This is a genomic window from Bacteroides sp. D20, assembly GCF_003436255.1.
Lineage (GTDB): Bacteria > Bacteroidota > Bacteroidia > Bacteroidales > Bacteroidaceae > Bacteroides > Bacteroides uniformis.
The window spans coordinates 110,681-121,348 of the sequence record NZ_QSOO01000001.1 but is presented as its reverse complement, the minus strand read 5'-3'; the positions used below and the strand labels follow the sequence as shown (position 1 = coordinate 121,348).

At 45.4% G+C, this 10,668-nt stretch carries 14 protein-coding genes and 1 tRNA gene (1 of these 15 running past the window's edge); all 15 read left to right on the top strand.

Annotated features, from left to right (window positions below; all coding sequences use genetic code 11):
• A tRNA-Lys gene (locus DXD78_RS20990) sits at positions 1 to 57 on the top strand (it extends 66 nt beyond the left edge of the window).
• 244 nt (positions 58 to 301) lie between these two features.
• Positions 302 to 1,522: a site-specific integrase gene (locus tag DXD78_RS00550; protein ID WP_004326283.1), complete on the top strand. Its 1,221-nt coding sequence runs from the start codon at positions 302 to 304 to the stop codon at positions 1,520 to 1,522.
• A 225-nt stretch (positions 1,523 to 1,747) separates the two neighbouring features.
• The gene (locus tag DXD78_RS00545; protein ID WP_117652451.1) at positions 1,748 to 2,917 is read left to right on the top strand and encodes a hypothetical protein; all 1,170 of its coding nucleotides are present in this window, start codon (positions 1,748 to 1,750) and stop codon (positions 2,915 to 2,917) included.
• Between the two features lie 3 nt (positions 2,918 to 2,920).
• Positions 2,921 to 3,802, top strand: coding sequence for a hypothetical protein (locus DXD78_RS00540; protein WP_117652450.1), 882 nt, complete (start codon positions 2,921 to 2,923; stop codon positions 3,800 to 3,802).
• A gap of 56 nt (positions 3,803 to 3,858) precedes the next feature.
• Entirely contained in the window at positions 3,859 to 4,476 is a 618-nt protein-coding gene (locus tag DXD78_RS00535; RefSeq protein WP_233534003.1) for a DUF4313 domain-containing protein, read from the top strand.
• A gap of 15 nt (positions 4,477 to 4,491) precedes the next feature.
• Complete coding sequence (locus tag DXD78_RS21130; protein WP_008152292.1) at positions 4,492 to 4,647, top strand: hypothetical protein; 156 nt, start codon at positions 4,492 to 4,494, stop codon at positions 4,645 to 4,647.
• A gap of 15 nt (positions 4,648 to 4,662) precedes the next feature.
• On the top strand, positions 4,663 to 5,007 hold the full coding sequence (locus DXD78_RS00530) for a hypothetical protein (protein WP_009121407.1): 345 nt from the start codon (positions 4,663 to 4,665) through the stop codon (positions 5,005 to 5,007).
• A gap of 18 nt (positions 5,008 to 5,025) precedes the next feature.
• Positions 5,026 to 6,003 carry a hypothetical protein gene (locus DXD78_RS00525; protein WP_009121406.1) on the top strand — a complete coding sequence of 326 codons (978 nt, stop codon included), beginning with the start codon at positions 5,026 to 5,028 and terminating at the stop codon, positions 6,001 to 6,003.
• 33 nt (positions 6,004 to 6,036) lie between these two features.
• Entirely contained in the window at positions 6,037 to 6,330 is a 294-nt protein-coding gene (locus tag DXD78_RS00520) for a DUF4120 family protein (RefSeq protein ID WP_004326290.1), read from the top strand.
• Positions 6,331 to 6,629: 299 nt separating this feature from the next.
• A complete protein-coding gene (locus DXD78_RS00510; protein ID WP_117652447.1) occupies positions 6,630 to 7,568 on the top strand; it encodes a hypothetical protein in 939 nt (312 codons plus the stop codon).
• Positions 7,565 to 7,834 (top strand): hypothetical protein, encoded by a 270-nt coding sequence (locus DXD78_RS00505; protein WP_004294953.1) that lies wholly within the window; start codon positions 7,565 to 7,567, stop codon positions 7,832 to 7,834. Before DXD78_RS00510 ends, DXD78_RS00505 begins: the two co-directional genes overlap by 4 nt.
• Positions 7,831 to 8,643: a DUF4121 family protein gene (locus tag DXD78_RS00500; protein ID WP_117652446.1), complete on the top strand. Its 813-nt coding sequence runs from the start codon at positions 7,831 to 7,833 to the stop codon at positions 8,641 to 8,643. Before DXD78_RS00505 ends, DXD78_RS00500 begins: the two co-directional genes overlap by 4 nt.
• 21 nt (positions 8,644 to 8,664) lie before the next feature.
• Positions 8,665 to 9,384, top strand: a complete 720-nt coding sequence (locus tag DXD78_RS00495) for an N-6 DNA methylase (protein ID WP_117652445.1) — start codon at positions 8,665 to 8,667, stop codon at positions 9,382 to 9,384.
• A 25-nt stretch (positions 9,385 to 9,409) separates the two neighbouring features.
• Positions 9,410 to 10,300 carry a hypothetical protein gene (locus DXD78_RS00490; RefSeq protein WP_004326295.1) on the top strand — a complete coding sequence of 297 codons (891 nt, stop codon included), beginning with the start codon at positions 9,410 to 9,412 and terminating at the stop codon, positions 10,298 to 10,300.
• 86 nt (positions 10,301 to 10,386) lie between these two features.
• Positions 10,387 to 10,653 (top strand): hypothetical protein, encoded by a 267-nt coding sequence (locus tag DXD78_RS00485; protein WP_117652444.1) that lies wholly within the window; start codon positions 10,387 to 10,389, stop codon positions 10,651 to 10,653.
• Positions 10,654 to 10,668 lie beyond the last annotated feature (15 nt).

Below are 10,668 nucleotides of genomic sequence, written 5' to 3'. Positions count from 1 at the left end.
AGGTAGAGCACAACACTTTTAATGTTGGGGTCTTGGGTTCGAGCCCCAAGCGGATCACTCAAACAAAAAGCAAAACAATGAAAACCGCTGATAATCAATCATTATCAGCGGTTTTTCTTTTTATCCATACCGCAAATTGAAGCAGAATACCGCATCTTACTGGAGGTGAAATAGGTGGACTTAATTTCCACTTAAAAACAAGTCCACCTGATTGGATTATATTTCACTGATTCTCTGCGTTTTGCATAAAACAAACTCTTTTCAAAACATGTATTTTTACACCATCAAAAAAAAGAAGAGTATGGCAATGCAAAGAAACTATTTTACGGTATTGTTTTTCCTGAAGAAATCAAAGCTGCTTAAAAATGGAGAAGCACCAATCTGTATGCGTATCACAATAAACGGAAAACGTGCAGAGGTACAAATCAAGCGAAGTATAGATGTTACAAAATGGAATACGCAAAAAGAATGCGCGATTGGCAGGGAAAAGAAGTATCAAGAAATAAACCACTATCTTGATACGATAAGAACTAAAATCCTTCAAATTCACCGTGAACTTGAGCAGGACGGTAAACCTATTACAGCAGATATTATAAAAAATATCTATTATGGAGAACACTCTACTCCCAAAATGCTGCTTGAAGTATTCCAGGAACACAATTCGGAATATCGGGAATTAATGAACAAGGAATATGCCGAAGGTACTGTACTTCGATACGAACGTACAGCAAGATATTTGAAGGAATTTATCAGTGAACAGTATAAACTGGCTGATATTCCATTAAAATCAATCAACTATGAATTTATAACCAAATTCGAACATTTCATTAAAATACAGAAAAACTGTGCGCAAAATGCAACAGTGAAATATCTGAAGAATTTAAAGAAAATCATCAAAACTGCATTGATAAAGAAGTGGATAACTGATGATCCGTTTGCAGAAATACACTTCAAACAGACCAAGTGTAACCGTGAATTCTTAAACGAAATGGAACTTCGCAAAATCATCAATAAAGATTTTGATATTCAACGATTACAAACCGTAAGGGACATATTCATCTTCTGTTGCTTCACCGGTTTGGCTTTCACAGACGTAAAGAATCTGAAAAAGGAACACCTTGTACAGGCTGATAATGGTGAATGGTGGATAAGAAAAGCAAGGGAAAAGACCGATAATATGTGCGACATTCCATTGTTGGATATACCAAGACTTATTTTAGAGAAATATCAGTCAAATCCAATCTGCAATGAAAAAGGATTATTACTTCCTGTTCCCAGCAACCAACGAATGAACAGTTATTTGAAAGAAATAGCTGATGTATGTGGTATTCAGAAGAATCTTTCCACACATATTGCAAGACATACATTTGCATCACTGGCTATTGCAAATAAGGTTTCCTTGGAATCCATTGCCAAAATGTTAGGACACACGGACATTCGTACAACTCGTATTTATGCCAAAATAATGAATTCTACCATTGCCAATGAAATGAAAGTACTGCAAAACAAGTTCGCAATATAATTTTCAACCATTATTTCATTTCTTACAGCAAATATCGCCCTTTGCCACTGACTGTGCAAGGCGGCCCTGTCGGGCTGGTTGGCTGGAAAAAAATCATCCTCGCTTCGCTCCGGTATTTTTTTCCGCCAAGCCTTGCACCGGTCATTGGCAAAGAACAGCCGGGCCAGTAAGAAATTGAAATACTGGCTCCACGGAGCCGGTCATGTCTAATTTAAATAAAAGAATATGACTGAAGAAGTTGGAAAGAAGGTATGTGAAGGTACAGTAGCAGACCTCATGAAGGACAAGACCGGAAAACAGACGGTTGTCACGTTGACAAGAAAGAATGCTTACCGAGTGAAGAAAATCAGAGAACAAGGGACGGATGACGAAGCCGTCCTTTTTCATTTCCGTAAACGCTGTACGGGAATGGGCTCCTATGTACACACAATCGAAGCGGCAGACGGAGAAACAGAACTTCATCCGTCTGAATTTGAAAAATGGGAAGCTGTGGAATTCCTGTATCCCGGCTATCTGGAAGACCTGCTTGATGCTGCATACAACGCGTACAGATGGAGTTCCTTCGAACCTGAAGCAAGGGCGGAAACAGACATCATGCAATATGAAAAACAACTTGTAGAGGATCTGAAACAGATTCCGGAAGAAAAGCAGAACGAGTATGTCAGTGCATACCATAGCAAGTTCTCTGCCTTGCTGGGCAGTCTCTCACGATGTGCCAGTCCGATGGTGACAGGGCCTGCCAAATTCAACTGCCAGCGCAACAACAAGGCCTTGGACGCATACCAGAACAGATTTGATGAATTTCATGACTGGCGTAACCGCTTCAAGGCTGCCATGGAAAGGATGAAAGAGGCAGCCAAACCGGAAGAACAGAAGCAGGAGGAGGCATGGAACCGCCTGAAGCGTGACATTGCAAGCAGCGCACAGACCATTCATGATATTGATACCGGTAAAGCAAGAGGATACAGCCGTGCCCTGTTCGTCAGCAGTATCCTTAATAAGGTAAGCACCTATGCGGGAAAAGGAGAAGTGGAAATCGTACAGAAAGCGGTAGACTTCATTACAGACTTCAATGCGCAATGCAAGAAACCGGTTATCACTCCGCGGAACCGTTTCTTCCAACTGCCGGAAATGGCACGCCAGGCCAGACTGAAACTTCAGGAAATCAGAGAACGGGAAAACCGTGAACTGAAATTTGAAGGCGGAACGCTGGTATGGAACTATGAGGCAGACCGCCTGCAAATCCTGTTTGACAATATTCCGGATGACCAGAGGCGCAAGGAACTGAAATCATACGGTTTCAAATGGTCGCCGAGATACCAGGCATGGCAACGGCAACTTACACAGAATGCCGTATATGCAGTCAAAAGAGTGTTGAACCTTCAAAACCTATAAGACATGAAAGACCGATTGAAATATGTAATCGATTCCCGCTACTTCGACGGAACATGCCTGACAAGTATGAGTGACGGATTCCACAATGACTATGGTGGGGAAACAATCGAAGAGCTGCGCATACGGGAAAACAATCCCTATCTGAAAGCCGTAACACCTTCTGATATAGACAAGAAGCTGCGTCTTTACCATCAGTCCCTGTCCGAACCCTTCAAGGAAATCACCGAAGAAGATTACTATGACCTGCTGGATGTACTGCCACCCTTGCTCATGAGACAAAACTCGTTCTTTGTGGGAGAACCGTATTACGGAAATATGTACTCTTTCTGCTTTACCCGTCAAGGAAGATATTTCAAGGGCCTGCGCTCCGTACTTACTCCGCAATCCGAACTGGACAGTCAGATAGACCGTCACATGGAAATCATCAACCGGAAAGCCGTGATCTCAAAAGAGGAAACAAGCAAAACGGTCACAACCGGAACCAGACTCATTCCCTATTATTTTTCACTGGACGGAAAACAGTCCGTATTCATCTGCAACCTTGTCATCCAATCAGATTCCAGACAAGCAAGGACGGACATGGCGAATACCCTGAAAAGTCTTCGCCGGAACCATTATCAGTTCTATAAAGGGAAAGGACATTACGCAACTCCGGACGAACTGATAGACCATGTATCTGGAAAGAAGCTCACTCTTGTTTCCGACGGACATTTCTTTCAATATCCTCCCGGCAGGGAATCCGCAACTTTCATTGGACACATCAAGGAGACATCAGAGGAATTTCTCTTCCGGATCTATGACCGTGAATATTTCCTGTATCTCCTAAAAAGATTGAGGACCGTGAAAAAGGAGTCCGCACAGGATATAACAAATATCAAATTATAACATTCGGGGAATGCGGTAAAATGACTGCCGTATTCCCTCATAAAAACAATACAAGTATGAACAAATCGAACACTCTATACTGGAAAACAGCCACAGATCCGGCTGAACGCATTGAGGTCAGACTCGTCCTGAACAGTTATATCGACAATGACAATCTGTATGCAGGACTTGAATCCCGGTCTAAAGATAATTCGGAATGCTGGGAATCCTACACGGACATCACCGTCAACCTCAATTCCCTTCCACCGTTCCATGCCTATGTGGACAACCGGGACTGCAACAGACACGTACATGATTTCCTGACCAGTAACAGAATAGCGGAGTCTGCCGGATTTGAATATCAGGGATTCAGAATGTTCCGCTTCAATCCTGACAGGTTGAAGGAACTCGCACCCGAACAGTTCAAGACAATCAGCGCCAAACTGCCACCACAGGATGACATGATAAAGGACATCATCTATCAGGAAAGACGTTTTCCTTTGAGAACTGTTCAAGACATTCACGGAATATATCTTGTTTCAAGCAAGGAACTGGAAGAATCTCTGATCGAAGGAGTACGGAACCTGGATGCTGCGGCAAATGAACTGCTGGATGGCATCTGCCTGTTCTGTTCCACACAGGAACTGCGCTATCTTACGGATGCAGAACTGATAGAAACAATCTACGCACAATAAAAAGGAGGAACAAATATGAAAACCGGAGACATTGTATTTCTGAAACGTCCCTATAAGGGATACCGTGCCGTCGAACTGATGGAAAGACTGGAATGCCGCTGGCTGGTCAGGATTGTCGAGAGCGGCCTTGAACTGGAGGTATATGAAGATGAACTTATATCAGAATTTTAATACGGACAAAGTGTTATGGAAAAATATCAGTTTGCATTCCATTCGGAAATAATCGGCTATACCTCACCCCATATCGGCGAGGTCAGAAAAGCCATACACAGAAAAGTGGAAAAGGAAAAGTCTGCCGCCATAAAGAATGATATTGAGCTGCACATGTACAAGGTGCATGACGGCATACCGGTTCTCCTTAACACCTGCTACCTGTACGATGAAAAAGGATGTATGGTACACGGAAGTATCAAGGGAACCAAGGATTATCTGCTTGAGACATGGAGATACCATACAAACAGACATTCCAAAGGTTTCAGTTCCACAAGAATCAGGCCCTGCACGACAAGCAGGGCTTTTTCGTTTGTATAACTCTTAAAATCAGGAATCATGAACCAGACATTACAACTTACAGACTATATTCCACAGTATGTAAGCCTCTACTACGTGGACTACCGGGATGATCTTGATGAGCATGAAGACATCCAGGAGGAATGTATCCGTTCCAACAATATGGAAAAACTCTATGAAAAGGCATACGAATGGTATGAGGAACAGGAAAGCTCAAACATGCACGACTATCTGGAGGAGACAAGAAAGAATATGGAAACGGACAATTTAGCCGGAGAGTTTGAAGAGCATGAAGATGAAATCAGGGAACTTATCTACGACCGGAACGATTCCGACCCGGTAAAGGATCTGATACGCAACTCATCCGTCACTAATTTCTTCTATTCGCTCGGAGTGGAAATCAGCGGATATCTGACCGGTTGTTCACTGCGGGGAGAATCAGTCGCCATGGCCTGCCATAAGGTACGCCGCGCACTGCATCTGAAAAAGGGGCAGTTTGACGAGAAGATTGAAGAACTGGTAGAGAATGCCACATACGGCGGAGAACTGCGCATCTACTTCAACGCCATGTTTGACAGGCTCATCAGCAAAGACCCTGAGAACGATTTCAAAAGCATCCGTTTCCATGGGAATGTAATGGTGGCCATTGCCGACAGCCGGAACGGTTCCGGACATCATGTACGGATTCCGCTGGATATCACTTTCCCTTTCCGAAGGGAGAACCTGTTTGTCGATTCACAGGTACACTATTCCTATGCCAATGAAGTCTGCGGCATGACCAATGACTGGTGTGATTCCACAAAATGGGAAACGGGCATGATACCTTTTACCGGATCTGTCCGAAAAAGCCGGATGGCTGAATACAAGAAACAGGAAGCCGCTTATGAGCAGACATTCCGAGACGGGAAATGCACCTTCGGTGACATGAACTACAAACGTCACCGTGACGTGCGGTATTCGAATGAATATCCTGCCGGATGCAGGTGCCCTCATTGCGGTACTTTCTGGATTGACTGAAAAAACATTTACCAACCAATAAATTCAAACGATATGAAAATCTGCTGTTCACAAGAGCATTACGACAAGGTCGTACAGTATGCAAAATCAATCAATGACAAGACACTGGAAAACTGTCTTGAACGTCTAAAACAATGGGAGAAGAACGAGAACCGTCCATGCGAAATCGAACTCTATTACGACCATGCGCCGTATTCGTTCGGATTCTGCGAACGTTATCCGGACGGAAATACAGGCATTGTCGGAGGACTGCTGTATCATGGAAATCCGGACGAGTCCTTTGCCGTCACCATGGAACGTTTCCACGGATGGAGCATACATACCTGACATATATGCAACAGTCTGTATTGGGGAGCCTCATGCAATATGGGGTTCCCTTTTTTTATGCCGCAGACATGATGACAGCATCCTCATTTCTTGCTGCAAAAATAGCTGTTTGCCGCGCAACTCCCGCAAGGCGGCCCTGCCGGGCTGGTTGTCTGGAAAAAAATCATCCTCGCTTCGCTCCGGTATTTTTTTCCGCCAAGCCTTGCAGGGATGCGGGCAAACAGACAACAGGGACAACAAGAAATAAGAATGCCTGTACCTTACAGGCAGACAATGTATAACAATAAATATCAGAAGTCATGATTACAGACCAGAAGACACAGAACAGGCTTCATGCGGATACCGGAACAGAACTGTTCTCCATCAGACAAAGGAAGGAAGCCGTCACAAGGATGCTGGACATTCTGAAAGAAACTCCGGAATACCTGCAGGTTATGAACCATATACCGGCTTATGCCATGGATGACGATACGTTAGAATGGTGGAATTCGGAAGAATCGGAAAATTTCATGAACTCACTCCTGGAAGTGATGGAAAGCTATACTCCGGACGGATACAGGTTCGGACCTAAATCCGGCACGGCCGACCTTTACGGCTACTGGGAAAGCAAGACCGGGCGGACAACCCTCTTCCATCTGCTTTTCAGTCTGGAAAGCGGATATGAATGGGGAAAAGGTCTTTCCCATGAGAAAACGGACGCATTCTACAAGGAAATAAAAGAGAAATTTCATGGAGAGGGATTCGACACGGACAGAACAGGCTGTACATCACAGGCCATGTATCTTGTAAAAGGAAAGACACGCCTGTACGTGCATCCGATGGAAATAAGCGGCTACTGTGAAACACTGCATATTCCACAGATTACAGCCATACTGAAAAAAGGAGGCCGTACATTCCGTCTCGTAAAGGATACGATAGCGGAAGAGGTGTATTCCTTCACCGATGAAGAAGAAATGGAATATTACCGTGCCAGATACGGAACGTGCATCCACAGGAATATACTGGATGCCTTCAATAACCGCCGGGCAGGGAAAGAAGACACCCTTTCCATGATGGCATCACGGATAAATGTGGCGACGACATCACATCTGCACGGTATCGGATATGATTCACCGGCATACAGGTTCGTGCATGAGGCATACGACAGACTGGTAAACAACGGAAAGCTGAAGGAGAATATCAGGAAGACAGGTTGCTGCAACATCATAATAGCCATTTCAAATACCAACGCAATATGAGACTGAATTACAATGACATACTGCTTCTGGCAATATGGGAATACAACAGAAGACAGGACGAGGATCTGACCCTGGAACTGTTTCAGGAAACATTCGGACAGGTTCCCGGCGCACATTTCCATGACAAATGGGTGCATTATTACAACAAGAACCTGCTGATGATGGCCGCCTATTTCAGGGGTGAGGAAGAAAACGGCCAGAAATTCTGTGATATGATCACCCGACAGGTTGAACGCTATACACAAAACAGGAGGAGAACAGGATGAATACAAAGATACGATATGACCTTGACAGTCTTGAACTGGCAAACGGTGACTTCGGATATCCCATTACAGAAAAGGAAGTACGGAAAGTGAACCGTATGCTGGAACTGATGGAGAATGTCCGAAGCAGACAGATGTGCCCGACAGAAGGAGACTGCGTGGAATTTGTCTCACGTTCTGGTGACTATTTCGGAAAAGCTCATATAGAACGGATAACAGGAAAATATGCGGATATATGCCTGATACCGGAAACGGTATTCTGTTTCGATGACATGGGAAAAGCCGCCTATGATACCACCGGAAGTCCCTGGACGCAGGTCAATATCCGGAACATGAAACTCGTAGGTACAGAAATCCGCATATTCAGGACATGGGGATTCGGGAAGCGCAGCAGTACGGGCAGTCTAAGGTTCGATGCTCCGGTCAGGAAATGGGAATACAGAGAACCGAATCCGTTGTATGACGGTTACACCACCCGTAACTGGTTCCGCTATCATATCATGAAACACCGGGACAGGGAAAGGACAGGCGAATACACCTTCCGCAGCGATTCATTCACGCTGTACAGCCGGAGCGAGCTGGACGAGCTGGCCGCAATCCTGAAAGGCAGACTCTACAAGGGAATCCTGCCAGACTCTCTTGTACTTTGGGGATACCGCATGGATATTAAGGAAATATCACGTGAGCAGTGGAACGGTATGGAACAGCACGGACAAATCCGCATGAAATTCATGGGATACGGTCCGGTCAGAATCCACACGGACAATGAAAACCATACCGTAACAGTATACAGAATCAACGACAGTCTATAACCAATTATAAAATAAAGGAATATGGCACGATATGAAATCTCCAACGAAGTCAGGCCGCTCGACAGGCTCATCACAGGCTTTGCCTCCTCATGCGGCTATGAAATACAGACCGTATTCAACGACCTGCTGCGTTTCATCATCCACGGTTTCTCTCCTGGAGCACCGCCAATAAGCAACTGGAAATACAAGCGTCAGCAAAACGCCTCGTTCATGGAAATGACAGCCGAATGGATACGTATCATGCAGAGGCAGATAGGCAGGTCGGGCTGGTTCGACGCTTTCGGTGAACTCCACATGGCCTACTGCTCAAAACCGGGACAGCAGGCAAACGGACAGTTCTTCACGCCGTCACATATCTGTGAACTCATGGTCATGTGCGCGGCAGGTAAAAAAGAGACCGGACAGAGGATGGGAGACCCTACATGCGGCAGCGGAAGGCTCCTGCTGGCATACCATGCGCACAATCCGGGAAACTATCTGGTCGGAGAAGACATCAGCCGGACCTGCTGCATGATGACCGTATGCAACATGCTCGTCCACGGATGTGTCGGGGAAGTGATCTGTCATGACAGTCTCCAGCCGAAGGCATTCACCGACGGATGGAAAGTCAACCAGGCTCTGCCCTTGACGGGAATACCTTCTATAAGACGCATGAAGGAAGAGGAATACAGGAATCCTCTTCCGGAAAATATCGGACGCTTCAAAGAGGCAGTCCGTATCATCAACCTATTGAACAAATAATTACCAACCATTTAAAAATATAATTATGGAAGCTTTAGCAACATTGAACAATCAGAGACAGTTTGATTTCCAGAACAACGGAATCGAAGTAATGGACCTTGAAACACTACAGCGTACCTACAAGGAGAACGACATCTACGGCAATCCGGTAAGGGGAATCTACCACTACCAGGTCATCCAGCGCATGACGGACATCTGCCGCCGTCACAACCTGAACTACGAGGTGGAGGAAATCTTCGCCGCCCAGAACAAGAACCGGACACAGCCCGGAGTGGTCATCTTGCCGCAGGTGGAACAGACCTATGGAGAGAAGGCGGTAGAAGCACATGTACTGCGCAGAATATTCACCACCATCCGTATTCTGAACGGAGATACCGACGAACTGACAACCACACTCGTGGTAGCCTACCATCAGGACGGTATCCAGGCGGCAATAGGTCCCTGCGTACGTATCTGCCACAATCAGTGTATCCTTTCACCCGAACGAAGCGTTGCCAACTACGGTAAGGACAAGGTGACTACCGAGGAACTGTTCGGGAAGGTAGATGACTGGATGCGCAATTTTGAGCGTGACATGGATGCGGACAGAAGCCGAATCCAAAGGCTCAAGGAAAAGGTGTTGACACCCGGTGAATTGTACATGATCATCGGTATGCTGACGGCTCTGCGTGTATCCCATGACAGTGCAGACAAAAGACTGGCATCACAGGTGGACACCTATCCGCTTAACCAGGGACAGATTTCCGTATTTACGGAAGAACTGCTCAAACTCTCACTTGAACAGCCACGCATTACAGCGTGGGATGTCTACAATGTAGCGACAGAAATCTACAAGCCTGGAAAGACTGATTTTCCTGCCATGATTCCACAAAATGGAGCAATGGCCGATTTCCTGCTTTCATATAACCAGAATTAGAATCTGAGACCGAAGACAACAGACCCGGTTCCGTCACCAGCGGAATCGGGCTTTGTATTTTATTAACTGTAATAATCAGATAAGATATGGCAGCAAGTAACAGAAAAAAGGCTGAAATGTATATCCTTTTCAGCTGCAACGCATGGCACGAATACAGTTCATTCGAGCCAAAGGCGGTTTTCTCTTCCCTAGAAAAGGCAGCAGACTTCCTGCAAAAGAACAGAAGAAAACTGAAACTGGAGGAAGATGACGTCGAATGTTTCAGACAGCACAGTCAGACTCAGGGCAGGAATACCAATTACCTGGTACAGTCCTGTCCCTACAATCCAGTCCGCGCAAGAGACTTGGAATGACAAAGAATCCATTCA